The organism is Tranquillimonas alkanivorans (genome assembly GCF_900115595.1).
GTDB classification, from domain to species: Bacteria; Pseudomonadota; Alphaproteobacteria; order Rhodobacterales; family Rhodobacteraceae; genus Tranquillimonas; species Tranquillimonas alkanivorans.
Genome location: NZ_FOXA01000006.1, coordinates 117203 through 138450, shown reverse-complemented (window position 1 = coordinate 138450; position 21248 = coordinate 117203). Strand labels below are relative to the sequence as shown.

The following is a 21248-nucleotide window of genomic DNA, read 5'->3' as shown; positions in this document are numbered from 1 at the left end:
GCATGGGGCGGGGCGGCCAAGGTCGTAGCCGTCCGCCAGGTCCGGGGGCGGCGGTCGATCAAAGCGGCGGTCACGGCTCGTCCTTCGCGGCGGGAACGGCGATGCGCAGCGCGTCGGGCTCCAGTGCCAGGGTGAGGGTGCGGAGCGCCTGCCGCGGGTCGAAGAAGTCGTCGTCTATGCGCAGGGCGGCATTCGCCAGGTCCATCTCGACGCGCGCGGCGGGTATCACCTCGAGCGGCACGCGGCTCTCGCCCGCCTCTAGCGCCCGAAGCGCCGCGTCCCGCTGCTCGGGGCGCAGGATGGCGACGGCGAGCCGGTCGTCACCGGGGTCGGCGTCTGGGGCCGGGCAGAGGTTGGGACCGACGAACGGGGTGTTGAGCACCTCGACCATCAGCGCGTCGCCGCCGATCTCGTGCCCGTCGGCGGTGAGGCGAAGGTCGAGCGGGACAGCGCGGTCAAGAAGCATGGCGAGGACGCGGCGCGCGAACTCGCTTTTGCGGGCGCTCGGAATGTCGCGGCGGTGGGTCTGGGTCATGGCCTGCGCGAGTGGTCCCGCGCCGACGCCTTCGACGAAAGGGGCGGCTTCGCCGGCTACGTCTACGTGGCCGACGTTCAGGCTCCGGGTCGGCGCGTCGGCAAGACGGGGCACCAGGTCGGCCACCGTGCCGCGAATGCCGAGTGCGCGGGCGATGTTGTTGGCGGTGCCCAGCGGCAGGATGGCAAAATCGCGGACGGCGTGATGGAAGCGTTCGACGGCCGACTTCACGGTACCGTCGCCGCCGGCGACCACGACCAGCTCGACATCCTTTAGGTCGCTTTCGTCGACGGGGCCGCGTTTCTTCTCGCGGTAGACAGCGTCGTGCCCGGCGCGTCGGAGTGCAGTGAGCACGTTGTCGGCCGGGATGTCGCCGTTGCCCGCGCTTTGATTGTGGTACAGCAGCACACGCATCGCAGCGGCAACGCCGGCTGCGCGGACACGTTCCGCGCGGCCGGCGGCTGGATGAGTGGGCGGCACTGCTTTGACTTTCCGTCCCGGACGGGCGCAAAAAGGGCGGACAGAGAAACGGCAACCGGAAGTGCAGGCGTGGCAGGAGCGGACGACCCGGACGCGCAAAGGGACCCGACCTCGGCCGGGGACGGCGATGCGTGGTTCCTGCGCCAGCCGCCCGAGGACGCGGCGTGGGACATGCCCGGCCCGAGGGCCGAGCTTCGGCCCGACGGTCCCCGGGCCGAGGCATGGATCGCCGCGCAGGCGCGCTGCGCCGTGCCGCTGGCGCGCGCGGCGGCGGCCTTCGGCGCGCTGGACGAGGCGCTGCGGCAGGGCGGCGCGGGCCTGCGGCGCCGCGTGGTCCTGATGGAGGTGGCCGAGCTGAGCTGGCACCTCGGCGACCGGGTGCCGGTGGACCGGCTGGGCCTTTACCTGGCCGCGCGGCTGTCGACGGCGGCGGACGACGCCCGCGCGCTGATGCGGGCGGGCTGGGCAGTGCGGCGGCTGAGCGGCGGCGGTCAGGGTCCGTTGGGGAGCGGCGACGCCGCGGCGGCGGGGGCGCTGGCGGATTTCCTGGGGCGGCGGATCGGCGGTGACCCGGCGGCCGACGCGGACCCGGCCGGCAGCCCGCGGGGCGAGGAGTTTCGCCTGCTGTCCGAGGACTGGGCGCGCGCCGTGTTGGAGGCGGAAGCGCTGCATCCTGCCGCTCGCGCCTGCTTCGCTCGCGCAGCGTGGGAGGCGGCGGACGTGTCGGGCGACGACACGGGGCTCGAAGGCGCCGTGGTCGCCGCCCGGCTGGGCGCCGACGGCGCGCGCGGCGGCGCCACGTTTCTGCCCGTGGCCCTTGGCGGTCCCGGGGCCTTCGAGGGGCGCGGCGACGCGCAGGAGCGGCTGGAGGCCTGGCTGGCCTCGGTCGAGCGGGCCTGCCTGCGTGCCCTGATGGAGGCCGACCGGCTGTCGGCGTGGACGGCGCGGGCGCGCGAGGCGATCAGTGACCTGTCCGGCCGCACACCCCCGCGGATCATCGCGGCGTTGTCGGCGTGGCCGCTTGCCTCGGCCCCGATGCTCGAGGCCGAGACGGGCGCCTCGCGCGCCGCCGTGCAGCGCAACATGAAGACGTTCGAGGAGCGCGGGCTGGTGCACGAGGTCACGGGGCAGGAGCGGTTCCGCTTCTGGCGTGCGCGGCTCTGACGGGAACCGAAGCGGGCGAATTGGCGGCGGTCAGCCTCCGGCCAGAGCCTCAAGTGTGCCGTCCAGCGCTCCGAGGCCGCCGGGCCGCCAGCCGAGCGAGCGTAGGCGGGTCGTGTCCATCTCACTGACCTGTTTCGGATCGCCCGGGAGGGGCAAGCGGCCGTGGCCTCCAGTCAGGTCGGCGTAGCGTCGCAGCAGGTCGCGGCGGTCGAGTACGATGTCCGAGACGTTGAGCAGGGGCGGCGGCTGCGGGACGGTCAGGGCGAGGCGGACGGCGGCGGCGAGGTCGCTCGCGTGCACCTCGGTGGCGATACGAGGCGACAGGGTTTCGCCGCGGCCGAAGGCGCCGAAGAGGTTCTGCCACTTGTGCGGGCGGCCGGGGACGGGCGGACCATAGACGCCCGTGGCGCGCAGGCTGACGCCGGTGAGACCGGCGGCGGCAAGCGCCTGTTCCGCCGCCAGCTTCACGTCGCCATAGAGCGTGTCGGGCCGCGGGGGCAGGTCCTCGGTCAGCCGCGTGCCGGGCGGGTAGTCGCCATAGACGGCGCGGGTGGACAGGAAGACGACGCGGGACAGCCCGGCGGCGCGGGCGGCGTCGAAGAGGCGCAGCGTGCCGTCGAGGTTGCGGCGGCGGAAGCCCTCCGGATCGTCGCCCTCTCCGCCGCGATAGCGGCCGGGGACGTGGTGGAAAGCAGCGTGCACCACCGCGTCGCAGCCTTGTTGTTGATCCAGTGTCCGACGAGGCCGGTGGCTCCGGTGACGGCGACCTTCATGCCGGGGCGGGCAGCTCGGACAGCGCGGGAACAGGGCCGTCGCCCTCTCCGCCGCGATAGCGGCCGGGGACGTGGTGGAAAGCAGCGTGCACCACCGCGTCGCAGCCCTCCAGCGCGGGGACGTCGCCCAAAACGTACGGCAAGTGGGCCGCCGTTGGGTGCGCCGACGGGGTGTGGCCCAGGGTGACGACGTTGTGCCCATGCTCGAGCAGGTCGGCGGCGACCCAGTGTCCGACGAGGCCGGTGGCTCCGGTGACGGCGACCTTCATGCCGGGGCGGGCAGCTCGGACAGCGCGGGAACAGGGCCGTCGCCCGCGTAGGCGTGCCAGAGGTCGATCAGGGGCGCGAGGCGGTCGGCCTTGGGATGCGGGTTCTGCCAGGGCTTTTCGTACTGGTAGTGCAGGATGTGGATGCTGTCCCAGTTCCAGAGCCCGGGCAGGTTGAACCACACGTATTGCAGCATGTTGAAGGTCACCGGAAGGCCGTGCCAGTCGGGGAACGCATGCTGCAGGAAGGTCTGGTCGGTGCGCCGCCAGAACGCGCCGGGCGTGTCGAGCTCGGCGAAAATCCGGTCGAACGTGGCCTGAGAGGGACGCGCGGTGAACACGCCGGAGTTCATCCGGTGAAAGTCGGCGAGGCTCTCATACACGTTCGGCGCGGCGCAGAACTCCGGGTAATCGAACAGCCGGTCGCAGTTGCGCAGCACAAGCGTGTCGGCGTCAAGGAACACCACCCGGTCATAGTCGAGCTGCCAAAGCCGCAGCTTCGCGAAATTGTCGAGCGGGGTGTGGAAGGCCGGTTTCTCGCCCTTGGTGAAGGGGGCTGCCCCGTGCAGTGCATCGCGGGCGTGGGCAGTGTTGAAGGCGTCGGAGGTCGGCAGAAGGTCCGTCTCCACCAGCCGCGCGCCACGTTCGCGAAGGGGGGCGAGGCTGGCCTCTTCCACCCCGCCGGTGTGCAGGACGACGAGGTCGGCCTGCGTTTCGCTCAGTCGCAGCGAGCGCAGCAACGCCCCGGCTCCGAGCGCGAAGTCGGCGTTGGTGACGAGCGTGACGTAGGCGCAGTCGCTGCGCGCCTCGCGTACGGGTCTCAGGCCGCTCATGACACCGATTTAAGCGCCTTGCCCTCGGGGTCGCGGTTCAGCTTCTGCGCAAGGTCCCGCGTCCAGGCCGACACGGCAGGCACGCGGCTGCGGTCGATGCGGTGGGCGTATCTCTTCGCCACCTCGACGACCTCTTCCAGCAGCCCCTCGGCCAGCGTCGTGGGCTCCAGCCCCAGCGCAAGGAACTGGTCGTTGCGGACCACCAGATCGTTCTCCTCGGCCTCCTTCCGGGGGTTCGGCAGCCAGGCGATCTTCGCGCCCGTCAGCTTCGATACCAGCTTCGCCAGGTCGCGGACGCGGTGCGTCTCGGTCATCTGGTTGAAAATGCGCACTCGCTCTCCGGCCTGCGGCGCGTCGCCAAGCGCGAGTTCGATGCAGCGCACCGAGTCCTGGATGTGGATGAAGGCGCGGGTCTGGCCGCCGGTGCCGTGGACCGTCAGCGGATAGTCGATCGCGGCCTGGATCAGGAAGCGGTTGAGCACGGTGCCGTAGTCGCCGTCATAGTCGAAGCGGTTGATCAGCTGCTCGTGCCGGCGGGTCTGCGCGGTGTGTGTGCCCCAGACGATCCCCTGGTGCAGGTCGGTGATGCGCAGGCCGTCGTTCTGGGCGTAGAACTGGAAGAGGATCTGATCGAGGCTCTTGGTCATGTGATAGACCGAGCCGGGCTTCGTCGGATACAGGATCTCCTGCTGCGCCTTGCTGCCGTCGAGCGTTTCGATATCGACGTCGAGGTACCCCTCGGGAATTGCCGCGCCGACGCTGGAATAGCCGTAGACGCCCATCGTCCCGAGGTGGACGAGGTGCGCGTCGATGTCCGTCTCGACCAGCGCAGCCAGCAGGTTGTGCGTAGCGTTGGTGTTGTTGTTCACGGTATAGACCTTGTGACGGTCTGTCTTCATCGAGTACGGCGCGGCGCGTTGCTCGGCGAAGTGGATGACGGCGTCGGGGCGGTGCTCGGCCAGCCAGCCCTTGAGCCGCTCGTATTCCTTCGCGAGGTCGATCAGGTGGAAGTGGATTTGCCTCCCCGTCACTTCGCGCCAAATGCGGCAGCGTTCCTGGATCGAGTCCATCGGCGTGAGCGACTGCACGCCCAGCTCGGTGTCGATCCAGCGGCGCGAGAGGTTGTCGACGATGTGAACCTCGTGGCCCAGGTCTGACAGGTGCAGTGTCGTAGGCCAGCCGACGAAGCCGTCCCCGCCCAGTATCGCGATCTTCATCGTCTCTCCTTCCGCTCGAAGCCTGTCCCTGTTTGGCCGTCCGAGGTGACACCCGTGCGACGGGGGCAAGCTACACGGTTTACGCAGGGTCGCAACGGGAAGTGCCGCGGCGCGGCGACGAACCGCCGGGCCGTCGTGCGCGGCAGGGCAACTAGCTGTTGCGGGCGTTCCGTGGCGTCAGTAGGTGTCGGCCGAAAGAGGGGCGAGAGGGGCGTGACATGAAGGGTTTCCGGCTATGGCTCACCGTCGTGGGCCTGACCATCGTCGAGGGCATCGCGGTGCCTTACAACATTCTGTCGCAGAGCCCGGCGCCGTTGGACGTCTTCGTCTTCTGGTGCGGCTTCGGCGTTGCGGTGATCGCGCTGATCGTCGCGGGATTCGCGCGGTGGAGGGCGTGACATGATCTCTCCCTTCCTCGTCTGGGGCGCGGTCGCGGTCTTCGCCGTCATCGGCGGCATCGTCGCCTTCGCTGCCGCGCGCGGAAACACCGGCACGGCGGTGGACTACTACCTTGGCGGACGCCGCATCGGCGGGATGGTGTCGGGGCTGTCCTATGCCGCGACGACGTACTCGGCCTTCATGCTCGTGGTGCTGACCGGCCTGACCTATCGCGGCGGCGTCGGCGCGCTGGGGTTCGAACTGATCTATTTCTCGGGGCTGACGTTGCTGATCGTGTTCGGGCCGCGCTATTGGCTGGCCGCGCAGAAATGGGGCTTCATCAGCCCGGCCGAGATGCTGGGCGCGCGCTACGGCGACCGCAACATCGCGCGGCTGGTGGCGGTGATCAGCCTGATCTTCCTGATGCCGTACTGCACGACGCAGATGGCGGGGATCGGGCTGCTGCTTTCCGGTGTGACCGGCGGGGCGATCGGGCTTGAGGCGGCGATCACCGTGGGCGCGCTCTTGGCGATCTTCTGGACGCTGGTGGCCGGGCTACGCTCGGTCGCGTGGACGGATGCGGGGCAGGCGGCGGTGATGCTGGTGTCGGCCCTGCTGGCGGTTGGCTTCGTGATCTCGGCCATCGGCGGCGTGGGTACGTTCATCGAGCGGCTGAGCACTGACAACCCGGCGTGGCTGGACGTGCCGGGGCCGGGGTTGTGGAGCCTGCCGACCTTCCTCGCGCTGGCGCTGCCGTGGTTCTTCTTTCCCCTGTCGAACCCTCAGGTGAGCCAGCGCCTGTTCGTGGTCCGCGACGTGGGCGAGATGCGCAAGATGATCCTGTGGGTCCTGGGCTTCGGGCTGGTCTTCACGCTGGTCGCGGTGATCTGGGGCCTCGCGGCGCTGGTGCTGGCGCCGGGGCTCGAGAATCCGGCGAGCGCCACGCCGGCGCTGCTGCGCTCGGGCGCGGTGCCGGTGATCGTGAGCCTGCTGCTGATCATCGGTATCCTGTCGGCGGCGGTCTCGACGCTCGACTCCATCGCGCTGACGCTGGGGTCGATGGTGGCGCGCGACCTGATGCGGCAGGAAGAGGGGCGCGACGCGCGGCAGGTGTTCGTCGGGCGCATCATCGTGGTGCTGGTGATCCTGTTCGCCGCGATCTTCGCGGTGCGGCAGGCCAGCATCGTGGATCAGCTGGCGGCGCTGTCGGCAGCCGGCCTGATCGTGACGGTGCCCGCCATCGTCGGCGCGTTCTTCTGGCGCGGCGGGACGGCGTGGGGCGTGCTGGCGTCGTTGATCGGCGGCTCGGCTACGGCGATCTGGATGGCGATGGTGTCGGGGGTGAGCGTCTTCGACCCGGCGCTGGCGCTGACCGTGGTCGGCGTGACGGTGGCGCTGTTCGTGGGCGTGAGCCTGGTGACCGAGCCGCGGGACAGCGCGCTCGACTTCAAGGGGGCGCTGCAGGAGGAGCTTGCGCGTATGCGCGTCTGGTAGCGGCCCGGCGCTCCGGCCGGTCTCCTCTGGCGACGCAGCGACCGGCGGCAAAGGCGATGCGGTTGCGGGATCAGGCGGTGGCCGCCTGCGCCCGGCCTGCCTCGAGGACCGGAAGTTCGACGTAGAACGTCGTGCCCTTGCCGACCTCGCTTTCGAAAAAGATGCGGCCGTTGTGCCGCTCGGCGATGGCCTTCGAGATGCTCATGCCCAGCCCGGTGCCGCCGACGCTGCGAGTGTTGGACGAATCCTCCTGCGTGAAGCGATCGAACACCTTGGACGCGAAGCTTTCCGAGATCCCGCTGCCGAAGTCGCGCACCACGATCCGCGCGCGATCGCCGGTGCGGTCGACCGTGACCTCGACCCGCTCGCCCCTTGGTGAGAATTTCAGCGCGTTCGACAGGAGGTTCGACACCAGCTGGACCAGCCGGAACGTGTCGCCCTCGACCTGCACGTCCTCGTCGAGTGCGGGGACCGTCATGGTCACCCCCTGCCGCGCCTCGAAGCCGCGGTTGGCTTCGATCGCCTCTCGCACCACCGAGGCGAGCGTGACCGGCTTGAAGCTGTAGTTCAGCTCGCCCGACTCGGACTTCTCGAAGTCGAGGATGTCGTTGATCATGGCGGCCAGCCGGTCGCTGTTACAGTGTGCGATGTCGACCATACGCGCCATCTTTGGCGGCAGCTCGCCCAGCAGCCCGCCCTTCATCAGGCCCAGCGTGCCCTTGATCGAGGTGACCGGAGTGCGCAATTCGTGGCTGACCGTGGCCAGGAACTGCGACTTGGCGCGGTATGCCTCTTGCGCCTGTTCGAGCAGGTCGGCCTTTTCCCGCGCGAGCCGGCGGTGGAAGCGCGTCTCGGCCAGAAACAGCACGGCGAGCAGGAGCGAAGCCAGCCCCATGCCGACGCTGAGATAGACCATCACCCGCGACAGCGAAATCAGGTCGGAGCGTGCGACGAAGTCCATCTGTGCCTGCTCTTCTTTCGCGGCAAGCGTGTATTCGTGCACGTCCTCGCTGTAGGCGGCGAAGATGTCGTAGAGCCGCGCCGCCTCGGGCGCGTCGCCCGGTGACAGCGATAAGACCGCGTCCTCCTGTTGCCTGAGCTCATCGCCCAGGCGGTCGAGCACCTGCGCCTCGGGCGCACCGGCGGCGGCGGGCATGCCTTCCTGTCCGGTTTCGGCGAGGTTGTGGCGACTCCAGAGGATATCGAAGCGGAACTGCAGATCGTCTGGCGTGACCTCCGGGCTGCCGCCGGAGAACCGTGCCAGCGCCTCGGTGAAGCGCAGCAGCTCGAACTCCATCTGGTTCGCGATCCACATCGGGCCCGCGCGCTTGGTTTCCGAGATCTCGTCGAGGCTGGATTGCAGCCGGACGAGCCCGACAGCGATCAGGCACAGCGCGAACAGCACCGTGCACACGATCGTCCAGCGGAAGACCTTGAATCCCCCGTTCATTCCGGTTGCGTGAGCTCCACCTTCGAAAGCTGCCAGATTAGCCGGTCGTTGAATTTCGGCTCCTGCAGCTCCGGATTGTCGCTCATCGGGTAGATGACCCAGAACGGCCCCTTGTCGCGCACCGACATCGGTTCGCCGTCCATGAGCACCGCCACGATGACGTCGTAGTCGAGAACGTCCTCGGCGGGTATGCTCGTGCGGTAGTCATTCAACGCGGCGACCTGGATCTCGTCCCCGGGTTCGAGATCGGCGTCAGCGAGGAGGGTGCGCAGGAGCGGTCCGGTGAAGGTCGCGGGGCCGTCTTCGAGGTAGTCGTTGTCGGTCGTCACCTCGACGCTTTCGAGCGCGAGTAGCTCGTCCGCCGTGTATTCCGTCGCCCGGGACGCGTCGTCGGGGTCCACGGTCACCGTCAGCACGGGCTGGGCAGATGCGCCGGCCGCGGAAAGCAGCAGCGCGGCATAGAGCGAAAGAGCGGTCAGGAAACGTGTCATGTCGTGCCTCGACATCCTTTCCATTCAGGGTTCTGTTGCAGAGCCGGACAGCGCCGGCGACTTCGGCGCTTATCTCCGCTTTTGTCCATGAAGTCATCGGTCCAAAAGGACCGTACCTTGGAGAGTTGCCGTTATACACAATCGCGGATAAAATCTATGGTTGTTTCAAATTATGCGAGTTCACGCAGGTGTGGAGGAGCGCGGTGTTCCGCCTTTTCGAAAACCTAGTCGACCCGTTCCTGCCGCGTGAGCCGTCCGTGCCGCCGTCGGACCTGTTGCGCTATCTGCGCGCGCAGATTCGCCCGTACCGCCGCTGGCTGCCTTGGATGGGGGCGGCGGGCTTCCTGAAGGCGGCGGTCGAGTGCGGCCTGATCTTCTACGGCGGCCGCCTGATCGACCTTATGGCGGCAGAGGGACCCGCGGACTTCTGGGCCGCGCACGCGGTCGAGGTCACGGTTGTGGCGCTGCTAGTCCTGCTGGTCCGGCCGCTGGTCATCGGGCTCAATCACCTGTTCCTCGACCAGACGCTATCGTCGAACATCCAGGAACAGGTCCGGTGGCAATCCCACCGCCACCTGCTGGGCCAGGCCCCTGCCTACTTCCAGAACGACTTCTCCGGCCGGCTGACCAACCGCGTGATGCAGATGGGCAAGGCCGTCGAGGAAATGTTCTATTCGGGCTTCGAGGCGATCTGGTTCGCGCTCGTCTACGTCGTCTCGGCCACGCTCATCCTGAGCGAGATCGACCTGCGGCTCGGGCTGCCGCTGGCGGCGTGGCTGGTGCTTTACATCCTTTACGTCCGGCGCATGGTCGTGCGGATCACCGAGGCTTCGGAAACCTGGTCCGACGCGCGGTCGGACGTGACCGGCCGGGTGGTCGACGCCTATTCCAACATCGAGACGGTGAAGCTGTTCTCCCACGGCGAAAGCGAGGCACAGTATGCCCTCTCAGGCATGCGCCGCGTGCGGGAGCGGGCGCAGCGGTTCCGGCGGCTGATGACCGAACTGGGGCTGGGGATGAACGCGCTCAACGGGCTGATGATCCTGGGCGTCGTCGGCCCGGCGGTTTGGCTTTGGACGCAGGGCACGGCGACCCTCGGGCAGGTCTCGGCGGCCTGCGCGCTTACCATCCGGCTCAACGGCATGACCGGCTGGATCATGTGGGTGGCGACGCGGCTGTTCGAGAACGCGGGCATCGTTCGCGAAGGTCTGCGCTCGGTCTCGGTCCCGCACACGGTGACGGATCGCGCACGGGCGCCGGCGCTGCGGGTCGCAAGCGGCGCGATCAGCTTCGAGAACCTGCACCACCGCTACGGCAAGGCGCGGGGCGGGCTCGAGCATGTGGACCTCAAGGTGCCGGGCGGGCAGCGGGTGGGACTGGTCGGCCGGTCCGGCGCGGGCAAGTCGACGCTGGTAAACCTGCTTCTGCGGTTCCGCGATCCGGAGGGCGGCTGCATCCGTATCGACGGGCAGCGGGTGGACGAGGTGACGCAGGAATCGCTGCGGCGGAACATCGGCGTGGTGACGCAGGATCCGTCGCTGCTGAACCGCTCGATCCGGGACAACCTGCTTTACGGTCGGCCCGAGGCGACGGAGGCCGAGATGATCGCCGCGGCGAAACGAGCCGAGGCGCATGACTTCATCCTGGGGCTCAGGGACGTGAAGGGCCGCACCGGCTATGACACCGTCGTGGGCGAGCGCGGAGTGACGCTGTCGGGTGGACAGCGCCAACGGATCGCGATCGCGCGCGTGATCCTGAAGGGCGCACCGATCCTCGTGCTGGACGAAGCGACCTCGGCGCTCGACAGCGAGGTGGAGGCTGCAATTCTCGAGACGCTCTACGAGGTGATGGAGGGCAAGACGGTGATCGCGATCGCGCACCGATTGTCGACCATCGCCCGGATGAACCGCATCGTCGTCCTGGACGAGGGACGGGTGGTCGAGGACGGACCACATGGCGAACTGCTGGCGAAGGGCGGACTTTACGCGCGGCTGTGGGAGCGGCAGTCCGGCGGCTTCATCGCCGATGGCGCCGCGACCGAAACTGCCTGATCCGGGGTTTATTCCGCCGGTTGTTTAAGCGGCGCCTTCGGCTTCGCGGGCGCTTTCGGCGCCACGTCTTGGGGCGCGAACCTCTCGGCGAGGTGAAAGCGTTCGGCCGGGTTATCGGTCGGGCAGATGCCCGAAGCCGCCCATTCCTCGGCCAGAGCCTCGCGCTCGGCGGCGAGGATGGCGGCAAGATCTGTCAGTCGCTCGTCGTGGCCGCGCAGGTGTTGGAGCAGGCGGTGCGAGTGGATTATGGTCGGGCGGGCATCCAGCGGCTCCCAGGCGTCGAGGACGGTGACGCGGCGCAGGTTGAACTCGGGCGGGAGCACGTAGAAGCGCAGGTCGGAGGACCATAGAAGATCGCGGAAAGTGATCTGGTCGCGCGCGTGTCCGGCCTCGGCATGCCGGCTTTGCCATTCCGCGAGGAACGCCAGCACGGTGGCACTGGAGCGATAGAGCAGCACCCCTGCATTCATCTGCGGGAAGGCATATGGCGGCCGCTCGGAATGGCTTTGCTGAATCAAGCCCGAGGTGCGGCGGACATCGTGTGCTACGGCGAGATCGAAGCGCTCCACAACCTCGAACAGGTCCGCGAGCGGCGCGCAAACCAGCGTGTCGCAGTCCAGGTAAAGCGTGCGCGTGAAGCGCGACCGTCCGAGAGAGGCAAGCTTGGGCGACCGGCCCGCGGGAATTGTATGCACGCGATCAAAGATGCCGCTAACCGGTGCGCGGTCGGTGAAGATATCCACCGGCACGTGCGGGTTGTGCGCCTTCAGCGACCGTGCTGATTGTTCGGCCAGGTCCAAGTAATCGGCACCTTTGGCCACATAAAGCACGCCGTCCGTCATGCATCCCCCGAATCAGTTGCTGTGTCCACTCTACCGTAGGTGGTTCCGCGGGGTCACGGACTGGCTGTGCGACGCCCGCCCCGGTGATGCGTCCGGGTGACGCGGCTGCCACCCGCTCGCGATACAGAATTAGCAACGAATGGGCGTCAGCCCGCCACAGTTCCGCCCAGTTGCGGGGCAAACCTGTCTCCCGTGGGGGCCGGATCCGTGCGATCCCGGCCGGTTGTTGGGGTAAAGAAAGGTCGGCCAGAATGAAGATCCTCGCCGTAGACGACGATCCGCTCCTGCTGGAGCTGCTGGAGACGACGCTGGAGTCCTCGGGCTACGAGAACGTGTCGCTCGCGTCATCCGGACCCGAGGCGCTACGCCTGCTCGATTCGGCGCTCAAGCCGTACCAGTGCATTCTGCTCGACATCCAGATGCCCGAGATGGACGGCATCGAATTGTGCGCACGTATTCGTCGGATGGACGCTTATCGCGACGTGCCGATCCTCATGATCACCGCGATGACAGAACGCTCGTTCGTCGAGCGAGCGTTCACCGCGGGGGCCAACGACTATATCAGCAAGCCGTTCGACCCGTTCGAGCTGACAACGCGCCTGCGCCTCGCGGGCGAGCGGATCGAGCAGCAGCGTGCGGTTTCCGACAAGGTTTTCGCGATCCAGTCGATGAAGCAGGAACTTGAGCGGACCAGTCGTTTCGCCCCCGATCAGCCGATCCAGATCGAGGACGTGTCGGGCGTGGTCGACCAGGTGATGCTGGAAAACCACCTGTTGCGGCTGCCGCGGGCCGACCAGTACCAGGCTGCGGCCGTGGCGTTCCGGATCGAGGAATTCGACTACGTCTATGCGATGTCGCGCCCGTCCGAGCTGTTCCTGTTGCTGACTGACGTGGCCGAGTGCATCTCGGAGCAGTTCAAGCACGGTGAATTCCTGATGAGCTATGCCGGATCGGGCAGTTTCGTTTGCCTGACCCAGCGCACCTCGCCGGCGCTCGACCCGCAGCTCCTGACCCGGATCCAGGACTCCATCGACGGGCTCGAACTGGAATACGAGAACGGGCGTCCGTGCAACATCAGCCTCGTGATGGGAAAACCGGCGAGCAAGCCGCTGTTTTTCGGCGGCCAGCCCACAACGATTATTTACGAAGCGCTGGAGTCCGCTAGAGTTGCGACACGCCCGAAGCGCTCCTTCCTGTCGGTGGTGCATTCGCGGGCTGCAAATGTTGGCTGAGAACGACGCGAGCGGCATGATGGACGGAACAGAGATGTCGAAGCTGCCGGCCCTGCTGCGACCCAAGTTCATCCGGCGGCTCGCCGATGGGCGCGAGCGGATGGAGACGCAGCTACACCGGCTCAGGGACGGCTCGGCCGAAGCGTCTGATTTGCGGGAACTTCAGGGAGAGGCGCACCGGATCGCCGGCATAGCCGGAGCCCTGGGCTATCCGGCTCTCGGCAACATCGCGGCGCGGACCGATTCGATCCTCGGCCGGATGCTTGCGGAAAAAGACCCGGGGCCGGACGTGACCGATGCCGTGCGCCATGTCGATGTGTTGAACCGCGCCATCTCCACGGTACTTCGGACGACCCAAGCCGTTAAGCAGTCCGCCTGAGGTTTTCCCTCATCTCGGCGACGCGGGAAGGCGTCGGTCCAGCGGATCGGCGCCTTCTTCGTCGAGCCCGGCCTCAGCCGGCGCGGCGGGCTTCGCCGCAGCGGCTCCAAGCGTCCTGCACCTCGTCGCACAGGGTCATCACGTCGAACGGTTTCGTGATCACAGCGATCGCGCCCGAATCCGCCGCCACGCCGTCAATTTCTCCGCCGGTCTTGGCCGTCATGAAGATGGCCGGCACGTCCTCGAGCCCCGGCTCGGCGCGCAGTGCCTCGAGCGTGGCGCGACCGTCCATGTGGGGCATCATCATGTCGAGGATCACCAGGTCGGGCCGAAAGTCGCGCGCGATGCCGGCGGCGTCCTTCCCGGCCGAGCCCTGCGCCAATTCGAACCCCCCGACGTCCCTCAGCGCGATGCCGACGATTTCGCGGATGTCGTCGTCGTCGTCGATGTGAAGGATCCTCTTGAGCTGAGTCATCTGTCGACCATCCTCCCGTCACTGGCTCTCGTCGCACCGCACGCAAGCGCTGGCGCCGGACATTCCCGCTGCTCGGACGTCACCCATACACGGAATCGAGGTGCATAAAAGTACAGGAGCCCGCCTGCGCATTTCTGAGGTTGCACGAATGCATGGGTGTGGCCGATGCGCCGCCCTGCCGGGAATCAGATCAGCCGCTTGGTGCTGTCACCGTCCTCGAGCGGCGATTCGGCGGGGGCTTGAACGGCCCACGTTTCGCCTTCGGGCGGATCCGGCAGGCGGCCTTCCTCGGTGTTCCAGTGGATGTGCGACTTGGCGAGGAAGTGCGCCGTCAGGGGGGCCGTCACGAACAGGAAGGCGAGGATCAGGATCTCGTGCAGGGACCCGTCTTCGGTGGCGAAGAAGTGCAGGACCGACGCGATGAGCAGGGCACCGACGCCAAGCGTGCTGGCCTTGGTCGGCGCGTGCAACCGCGCCATGCAGCGGTCGAGCTTCACGAGACCGTAAGATCCCACCAGCGTGAAGACGCTGCCGATCACGAGCGCCGCGGCGATGAGGATGTCGAGGATCATGGCAGCCTCACTCGATGATGTTGCCGCGAAGGATGAAGCGGGCGTAGGCGACGGTCGAGACGAAGCCGAGCATCGCGATGATGAGCGCCGACTCGAAATACGTCTTCGAACCCGTGCTGACGCCGTAGATGACGATCAGGCCGATGCCGTTGATGATCATCGTGTCCAGCGCGAGCACCCGGTCGATGGTGTTCGGTCCCTTGATCAGGCGCCAGAGCGCCAGAAGCAGCGACAGCGCGATGCAGACATACGCGAAGAGGAGGGCGTAGAAGATCATTCGAATATCTCCTTCAGGCGGCGCTCGTAGCGTTGTTTGATCTGGTCGCGAACCTCGTCCGGGTCTTCCGCGTCGAGGCAGTGGACCAGCAGGGTGCTGCCCTCGCTCGACAGGTCGGCCGACACGGTGCCCGGCGTGAGCGTGATGGTCGAGGCGAGCGCGGTGATCGCTTCGGGCGTGCGGATGTCGAGCGGGATGGCAACCCAGGTGCTGCGGATGTTCGCGTTGCTCTTGAACAGGATCGTGGCGGCGACCACCATGTTCGCGACCAGGATGTCCCAGAGCAGGATGCCGACATACTCGAGAATGCGCAGCGGCTTCTTCAGCGCCGGGCGCTTCGGCCAGTAGGCGGCGGTGAAGACCGGGATCAACAGGCCGAGGATCAGACCGACGACGAACGCCCCGAGCGACAGGCTGTTGTGCAGGACCATCCAGACGGCCGTCAGCAGCGCCGTCAGGTAGGGATGTGGAAGCAGGCGCCGGATCATTTCGCCACCTCATCGGTCGTCAGCACGGCGTCGATATACTGCGACGGAGAATAGAGCTGCCGCGTCGTCTCGCCCACGTATTCCGTCAGCGGGCCGGCCAGCACCGTGATGCCGACCAGAAGCGTCAGCAGGCCCCCGATCGACACCAGCGGCAGGACGGTCGAGCCGGCGGGTCCGGCCGGATCGGCCTCGGCCGTGTCAAGCTGCGCGGTCTTCCAGAACACGGTGCTGCCCGCCCGCGCGAAGCCCACCAGTGCGATGAGCGATGTGACGAGGATCGTCGCCCAGATGGTCCAGACGGGGTCGGAGCTGCGCGCGGCATCCATGACCAGAAGCTTGCCGACGAAGCCCGACAGCGGCGGCACCCCGGCGAGTGCGATGGCGGCGGTGAAGAACATCGCCGCGACAAGGCCGTTGCGCGCGATGGGGGCCGCGGCCTCGATCCGTGCGCCGGCCGCGCCGCGGCCCTGCACGACCAGGTCGACGACCAGGAACAGGACGGCCGAGGCGAAGGTCGAGTGGATGATGTAGTAAAGCGCCGCCGTCGTCGCCTGTGGCGTCAGGATTGCCACCGCGATCAGCAGCGTGCCCATGGAGCCGATGACGGCATAGGCCGCCAGCCTGTCGAGCCGCTTGGCGCCGAGGATGCCGATCATCCCGATGGCGAGCGTGAGCAGCGCAGCGGGCAGCAGGATGGCGCCGAACATGCCCTCGGTCGCGCCCAGCTCGGGCGGGAAGACGAGCGTGAAGAACCGCAGCATGGCGTAGGCGCCGACTTTGGTCATGATCGCGAACAGCGCGGCAACCGGGCCGGGTGCGTTGGCATAGCTGCCGGGCAGCCAGAAATGCAGCGGCAGAACCGCTGCCTTTACGGCGAAGACAAGCGCGAGGAGCGTGGCGCCCACGCGGATCAGCGCCGTGTCGGCTTCGGGCAGGGTGGCGACCCGCTCGGCCAGGTCGGCCATGTTCAGCGTGCCGGTCACCGCATAGATCGTGCCAAGCGCGAACAGAAACAGGGTCGAGCCCAGCAGGTTGTAGACGACGTACTGCATGCCCGCCCGCAGCCGCGCCGTGCCGCCCGAGTGGATCATCAGCCCGTAGGACGCGATCAGCAGCACCTCGAAGAAAACGAACAGGTTGAAGGCGTCACCGGTCAGGAACGCGCCCACGATGCCCATGAGCTGGAACTGGAACAGCGCGTGGAAATGTCGCCCGCGCGTGTCCCATCCGGTTCCGATGGCGTACAGCACCACGGCGTTCGCCAGCGTCGCCGTCAGAAGCACCATCATGGTCGACAGCCGGTCGGCCACCAGCACGATGCCGAAGGGCGCCGGCCAGTCGCCCAGCTCGTAGACCGCGATTTCGCCGGTCGAGGCGCGCAGGGCGAGCCCGACGGCGATGACGAACAGCGTCACCGTGCCCGCCACGGACAGGACGCGCTGAAGGGCGGGGTGGTTGCGGGCGGCGAGCGTGATCAGCGCCGCCAGCATCGCCGGAAGGACGATGGGCGCGATGGTCCAGTGGGTCATCCGGCGCTGTCTCCTTTCGTATCGACGGCGTCGTCGTCGGCGTTGAGGAAGGCGGCCAGCGCGATCACCACCAGAACGGCCGTCATCCCGAACGAGATGACGATCGCGGTCAGCACCAGCGCCTGGGGCAGCGGGTCGGTGTAGCCCGCGGCCGTGTCCGACAGGATCGGGGGCAGGTTCACCACCAGCCGCCCCGAGGCGAACAGGAACACGTTCACCGCGTAGGACAGAAGCGACAGCCCGATGATCACCGGGAATGTCCGTTTGCGCAGCGTCAGATACAGGCCGGCGGCCGTCAGCACGCCGACGGCGCTGGCGACGAGAAATTCCATGTCACGCCTCCTCGCGCGAGGGATCGATGTCCATTGCGTATTCGGGCACCGTCTCGCCCGATTTGCGGGCGATGCGGGCGAAGCTTTCAAGCGACAGCAGCACCGCGCCCACGACGGCCAGGAACACGCCGAGGTCGAAGGCCATGGCGGTGGCCAGTTCGAACTCCTGCATCGGGGGGATGCGGAAGTAGCCGAAGGCGCTGGTCAGGAACGGCTCGCCCGCGAACCAGGCGCCGATGCCGGTCAGCCCGGCGATCAGCACGCCCGCGCCGATGATCCCGTGATAGGGATAGCGTTGCCGCGCGTCTGCCCAGGCGAAGCCCGAGGCCATGTACTGCATGATGATGCCGATGGCGACGACGAGACCGGCGATGAAGCCGCCGCCGGGTTCGTTGTGGCCGCGCAGGAAGATGTAGACGCCGACCATCAGCACGACGGGCATCATCAGGCGTGTCGCCACCACCATCATCAGCGGATGCGCGTCGCCGGCATCGGTCTGATCGCTCTTCCAAGCCAGAAGGCGCGCGCGGACGGGTCCGGACAGCAGCGCCTCGGTCGCCGCGTAGATGACCAGCGCGGCGATGCCCAGCACGATGATCTCGCCGAAGGTGTCGAAGCCCCGGAAGTCCACGAGGATCACGTTGACGACGTTGGTGCCGCCGCCGCCCTTGTAGGAGTTCGCGAGGTGGTAGTCCGAGATCGTCGGGAACGCGAAGTCGCGCATCATCAGGGCGAGCGACAGCGCGCCTGCGCCAAGCCCGCCGACGATGGCGATGAAGCCGTCGCGTGTCCGCCGCGCGGATGAGCTTTCCACCGGCGTTTCCTTAGGCAGGAAGTTCAGCGCGAGCAGAAGAAGGATGATCGTCACCACCTCGACCGAGATCTGCGTGAGCGCGAGGTCGGGCGCGCTGAGGTAGTTGAAGCCGACCGAAACGACGAGGCCGACGATCGCCATCAGCACCAGCGCCAGGAGGCGGCGGCGGTGGAACATCACCAAGCCCCCGGCCGCCAGGAGCAGCGAAGCCCAGCCGACGAGCGGTACGATGGCGGGCGCGTGCATCTCGCGCGTCGCCGGCCCCACGGAGCCGGTCCAGTAGGCGAGGGTGCCGAGCGCGAGCGTGGTGACCGCGAATATTGCGGCGTAGCGCGTCATGGTGCCGTCGTGCAGCCTGCCCGTGATGCCGCCGGCCGCGCGGGCGGCGGCGGCAACGACGGCGTCGAACATTGCCTTCGCCTCGGGCCGGGGCGCGGCGAGCCAGGCCCGGTCCAGTGGGCGGTGCAGGGCGAGCAGGATCGCACCGCCGACCACGGCGATGATGGACATGTAGAGCGCGGGCGTCAGGCCGTGCCAGATCGCCAGGTGATAATATTCCGGCACGTCGCCGTGCGCGCCCATGACGGCCTCGGCCACGGTGAAGACGATGGGCTCGATCGGCGCGGGCAGGATGCCGATGACGAGAACGAGGATGACCAGGAAGCCAGCGGGCGCCCACATACCGAAGTTCGGGTCGTGCGGCTTCGACGGGTAGTCGTCACGCTCCGGACCGCCGAAGACGTGGAAGATGTAGCGGAAGGCGTAGGCGGCCGAGAACATCGCGCCGATGGTGGCGAGCACCGGGACCAGCCAGGGATTGTCGATCCACGTGGTGTGGGACGCCTCTTCCAGCATCATCTCTTTCGACAGGAAGCCGTTGAAGAAGGGGATGCCCGCCATCGACAGTGCGGCGATGCTCGCGACCACGAAGGTGATCGGCATCAGTTTGCGCAGGCCGCCCAGCCGCTTGATGTCGCGTGTGTGCGCCTCGTGGTCGATGATGCCCGCGGTCATGAAGAGCGCGGCCTTGAACGTGGCGTGGTTGATCACGTGGAAGACGGCGGCGACCGCGGCCAATTCGGTGCCGAAGCCCAGCAGCATGGTGATCAGGCCCAGGTGGCTGACGGTCGAGAAGGCCAGAAGCGCCTTCAGGTCGTCCTTGAACAGCGCGATGACCGCCGCGATCACCATGGTCAGAAGGCCGGTCGTCGCGACGATGTAGAACCACCAGTCGGTGCCCGACAGCACCGGCCAGAGCCGCGCCATGAGGAACAGGCCCGCCTTCACCATTGTCGCGCTGTGCAGATAGGCCGAGACCGGCGTCGGCGCGGCCATGGCATGCGGAAGCCAGAAGTGGAACGGGAATTGCGCCGACTTGGTGAACGCCCCCAGCAGGATAAGCAGCAGCGCCGGCACGTAGAGCGGCGAGGCCTGGATCGCGTCACGCGCCTGCAGGATGTCTGAGATGTTATAGCTGCCGGCGATGTCGCCGAGGATCAGCATCCCGCCGATCATCGCCAGCCCGCCCATGCCGGTCACCGCCAGCGCCATGCGCGCACCCTGCCGCCCCTCGGCCGTGTGTTTCCAGTAGCCGATCAGCAGGAACGAAGACAGCGACGTCAGCTCCCAGAACACCAGAAGAAGCAGGATATTGTCGCTCAGGACGATGCCCACCATCGCCCCCTGGAAAAGCAGCAAGTAGGTGAAGAACTCGCCCATCGAATCCTCGCGCGAGAGGTAGTAGCGCGCGTAGATGATGATGAGCAGCCCGATCCCGAGGATCAGGAACGCGAACAGCATCCCGAGCGGATCTAGGAAGAAGTTTGCGTTCATCCCCAAAGCCGGAAGCCATTCGACCCGGGCCTGTATCACCTCGCCCCGCAGCACGGCGGGCGCGTGGGCCAGAAGTCCGATTAGGGCGAGCAGCGTGACGCTGCCGGTGGCCATGGCACAGGTCCGGCGGCCGGCCTGGATCATGATGCCGGGCAGCAGCGCACCGAGGAACGGGAGGGCGACGATGAGAAACAGCGACATGGGCCTCAATTCGCACGAATAGGGGCTGGTTGACCAGATCTTGCGCGTAAAAGCACATTCTGTTGCGGTTCGGAAGTCTTAAGCCCGCCGTCGCTGATTATTCTTGGCCTGCCATCGCCCCTAGGTCAGCGCATCGTGCCTTGATCCCGCAGCGCGGGCGGCGCCGGGCACCGGCTGCCTGCGCAGGCGCGACTCGATCGCCGCGGCCTCCTCGGCCGTGGCGTCCAGCGTCATCATCGCGACCTGTGTCTTCCAGCCGTCGATGTCGATGACCGGCCCCGCGGGGACCGCGTGCAGCTTCAGCCGCCCGATCCAGCGCGACCAGACGGCGGGCACGAGGCCAAGGATGACGCGGCCGCCGCTTTGGCGCGCGGCTTCGATCATGCCCTGCATCATCATCGCCTGAACGCGCATGCGAAGCGCGGCGGGCACGTCGCCGACGACGAAGACGCGGGACGATTCCCATACGTCTGGTTCCACCGGCGCTTCGAAGTCGAGCAGGTTCGGCGGGATCGAATCGAGCAACCCGCGCTGTGCGTCGCGGATCATGTAGGTGTAGATGCCGCAGTAGGTGGTGCTGGGCGTCAGCCGGATTCCTGCGAGAACCTCGCCGTCCTGGTGCACGACGATCCACCGGCTGGCCGGCGTATCGTACTGGTCGTACTCCATTCCGCTGACCTCGCTGAGGTCCCAGTCGTTCTTTACGATGAAGGCCTCGCGGCGGGCCTTGAGGAACTTTACGAACAGTTCACCGTGAAGGTGCAGGTTCTCGAACGACAGGATTGCGGTCGAAAGCTCGCCCTCCGTCCGCTTATTTTTTCGCGTTGGGTCCGCACTCTCGCCGCCCTGCGGAAGAACGTTGGCCCGCGCCCGATCGCGATCCGGACTCGCCGCTCCCTTCGGAACGGCTGCGGTCACTGCCTCGTGACCGCTGTTTCGAATGACGTCCTGCCTCATCTGTCCAGCACCCGCATAAGGAGACTCGATCGTACGTTGGACGTAGTACGCCATAATTACGACATAAATGCCAAAGTGTTACGTCACGAAAGTCTGGAGGGCTGGCGAAAGCGACACACTTCCGTGGCGTGAGAGAACTTGTCCCGTTCATCCTGCGGCTGTCGGACTGCTCGCAGTGGAGGTCT

Annotated in this window: 22 protein-coding genes; 6 read left to right on the top strand and 16 right to left on the bottom strand. The window is 67.3% G+C overall.

What is annotated here, in order from left to right:
* Positions 1–70: 70 nt before the first annotated feature.
* On the bottom strand, positions 71–949 hold the full coding sequence (locus tag BM162_RS22765) for a diacylglycerol/lipid kinase family protein (protein WP_177215118.1): 879 nt from the start codon (positions 947–949) through the stop codon (positions 71–73).
* 135 nt (positions 950–1084) lie between these two features.
* On the opposite strand from BM162_RS22765, the gene BM162_RS22760 reads away from it, so the two are divergent.
* Positions 1085–2179: a hypothetical protein gene (locus BM162_RS22760; protein ID WP_177215117.1), complete on the top strand. Its 1095-nt coding sequence runs from the start codon at positions 1085–1087 to the stop codon at positions 2177–2179.
* A gap of 30 nt (positions 2180–2209) precedes the next feature.
* Here the strand turns inward: BM162_RS22760 and BM162_RS09550 are convergent, their stop codons facing one another.
* From BM162_RS09550 to BM162_RS09540, 4 genes are all read right to left on the bottom strand, one after another.
* Entirely contained in the window at positions 2210–2881 is a 672-nt protein-coding gene (locus tag BM162_RS09550; protein WP_439332828.1) for an NAD-dependent epimerase/dehydratase family protein, read from the bottom strand.
* Between the two features lie 67 nt (positions 2882–2948).
* Positions 2949–3221: an NAD-dependent epimerase/dehydratase family protein gene (locus BM162_RS22375; protein WP_143096135.1), complete on the bottom strand. Its 273-nt coding sequence runs from the start codon at positions 3219–3221 to the stop codon at positions 2949–2951.
* Positions 3218–4051 carry a glycosyltransferase gene (locus BM162_RS09545; protein ID WP_093420942.1) on the bottom strand — a complete coding sequence of 278 codons (834 nt, stop codon included), beginning with the start codon at positions 4049–4051 and terminating at the stop codon, positions 3218–3220. The genes BM162_RS22375 and BM162_RS09545 overlap by 4 nt, the downstream gene beginning before the upstream one ends.
* A complete protein-coding gene (locus BM162_RS09540) occupies positions 4048–5268 on the bottom strand; it encodes an NAD-dependent epimerase/dehydratase family protein (protein ID WP_093420939.1) in 1221 nt (406 codons plus the stop codon). Before BM162_RS09540 ends, BM162_RS09545 begins: the two co-directional genes overlap by 4 nt.
* Positions 5269–5486: 218 nt before the next feature.
* On the opposite strand from BM162_RS09540, the gene BM162_RS09535 reads away from it, so the two are divergent.
* Together BM162_RS09535 and BM162_RS09530 are read left to right on the top strand one after the other, a co-directional pair.
* Positions 5487–5666, top strand: coding sequence for a hypothetical protein (locus BM162_RS09535; RefSeq protein ID WP_093420937.1), 180 nt, complete (start codon positions 5487–5489; stop codon positions 5664–5666).
* 1 nt (position 5667) lies between these two features.
* Positions 5668–7140, top strand: a complete 1473-nt coding sequence (locus BM162_RS09530; RefSeq protein WP_093420934.1) for a sodium:solute symporter family protein — start codon at positions 5668–5670, stop codon at positions 7138–7140.
* A gap of 70 nt (positions 7141–7210) precedes the next feature.
* On the opposite strand, the gene BM162_RS09525 is transcribed toward BM162_RS09530, so the two are convergent.
* Together BM162_RS09525 and BM162_RS09520 are read right to left on the bottom strand one after the other, a co-directional pair.
* Complete coding sequence (locus BM162_RS09525) at positions 7211–8590, bottom strand: sensor histidine kinase (RefSeq protein ID WP_093420932.1); 1380 nt, start codon at positions 8588–8590, stop codon at positions 7211–7213.
* Positions 8587–9081 (bottom strand): putative pterin-binding protein, encoded by a 495-nt coding sequence (locus tag BM162_RS09520; protein ID WP_177215116.1) that lies wholly within the window; start codon positions 9079–9081, stop codon positions 8587–8589. The genes BM162_RS09525 and BM162_RS09520 overlap by 4 nt, the downstream gene beginning before the upstream one ends.
* Positions 9082–9284: 203 nt before the next feature.
* Here BM162_RS09520 and BM162_RS09515 point away from each other — a divergent pair, with 203 nt between their 5' ends.
* Complete coding sequence (locus BM162_RS09515) at positions 9285–11132, top strand: ABC transporter ATP-binding protein (RefSeq protein ID WP_093420926.1); 1848 nt, start codon at positions 9285–9287, stop codon at positions 11130–11132.
* Positions 11133–11140: 8 nt separating this feature from the next.
* Here BM162_RS09515 and BM162_RS09510 read toward each other — a convergent pair whose 3' ends face one another.
* Positions 11141–11974, bottom strand: coding sequence for a putative nucleotide-diphospho-sugar transferase (locus BM162_RS09510; protein WP_143096134.1), 834 nt, complete (start codon positions 11972–11974; stop codon positions 11141–11143).
* Positions 11975–12225: 251 nt separating this feature from the next.
* Here BM162_RS09510 and BM162_RS09505 point away from each other — a divergent pair, with 251 nt between their 5' ends.
* Together BM162_RS09505 and BM162_RS09500 are read left to right on the top strand one after the other, a co-directional pair.
* Positions 12226–13206, top strand: coding sequence for a response regulator (locus BM162_RS09505; protein ID WP_177215115.1), 981 nt, complete (start codon positions 12226–12228; stop codon positions 13204–13206).
* On the top strand, positions 13196–13585 hold the full coding sequence (locus BM162_RS09500) for an Hpt domain-containing protein (RefSeq protein WP_093420921.1): 390 nt from the start codon (positions 13196–13198) through the stop codon (positions 13583–13585). Before BM162_RS09505 ends, BM162_RS09500 begins: the two co-directional genes overlap by 11 nt.
* Before the next feature lie 73 nt (positions 13586–13658).
* Here BM162_RS09500 and BM162_RS09495 read toward each other — a convergent pair whose 3' ends face one another.
* The 8 genes from BM162_RS09495 to BM162_RS09460 all read right to left on the bottom strand — a co-directional run bounded on the left by BM162_RS09495 (position 13659) and on the right by BM162_RS09460 (position 21063).
* Complete coding sequence (locus BM162_RS09495; RefSeq protein WP_093420919.1) at positions 13659–14060, bottom strand: response regulator; 402 nt, start codon at positions 14058–14060, stop codon at positions 13659–13661.
* A gap of 185 nt (positions 14061–14245) precedes the next feature.
* Entirely contained in the window at positions 14246–14632 is a 387-nt protein-coding gene (locus tag BM162_RS09490) for a Na+/H+ antiporter subunit G (protein WP_093420916.1), read from the bottom strand.
* 7 nt (positions 14633–14639) lie between these two features.
* Positions 14640–14909, bottom strand: coding sequence for a K+/H+ antiporter subunit F (locus tag BM162_RS09485; RefSeq protein ID WP_093420914.1), 270 nt, complete (start codon positions 14907–14909; stop codon positions 14640–14642).
* The gene (locus BM162_RS09480; RefSeq protein WP_093420911.1) at positions 14906–15397 is read right to left on the bottom strand and encodes a Na+/H+ antiporter subunit E; all 492 of its coding nucleotides are present in this window, start codon (positions 15395–15397) and stop codon (positions 14906–14908) included. The genes BM162_RS09485 and BM162_RS09480 overlap by 4 nt, the downstream gene beginning before the upstream one ends.
* On the bottom strand, positions 15394–16926 hold the full coding sequence (locus BM162_RS09475) for a monovalent cation/H+ antiporter subunit D (protein ID WP_093420909.1): 1533 nt from the start codon (positions 16924–16926) through the stop codon (positions 15394–15396). Before BM162_RS09475 ends, BM162_RS09480 begins: the two co-directional genes overlap by 4 nt.
* Positions 16923–17258: a Na+/H+ antiporter subunit C gene (locus BM162_RS09470; protein WP_093420905.1), complete on the bottom strand. Its 336-nt coding sequence runs from the start codon at positions 17256–17258 to the stop codon at positions 16923–16925. Before BM162_RS09470 ends, BM162_RS09475 begins: the two co-directional genes overlap by 4 nt.
* Position 17259: 1 nt before the next feature.
* Positions 17260–20106 carry a monovalent cation/H+ antiporter subunit A gene (locus tag BM162_RS09465; RefSeq protein ID WP_093420902.1) on the bottom strand — a complete coding sequence of 949 codons (2847 nt, stop codon included), beginning with the start codon at positions 20104–20106 and terminating at the stop codon, positions 17260–17262.
* Between the two features lie 120 nt (positions 20107–20226).
* The gene (locus BM162_RS09460; RefSeq protein WP_093420900.1) at positions 20227–21063 is read right to left on the bottom strand and encodes an acyl-homoserine-lactone synthase; all 837 of its coding nucleotides are present in this window, start codon (positions 21061–21063) and stop codon (positions 20227–20229) included.
* Between the last annotated feature and the right edge of the window lie 185 nt (positions 21064–21248).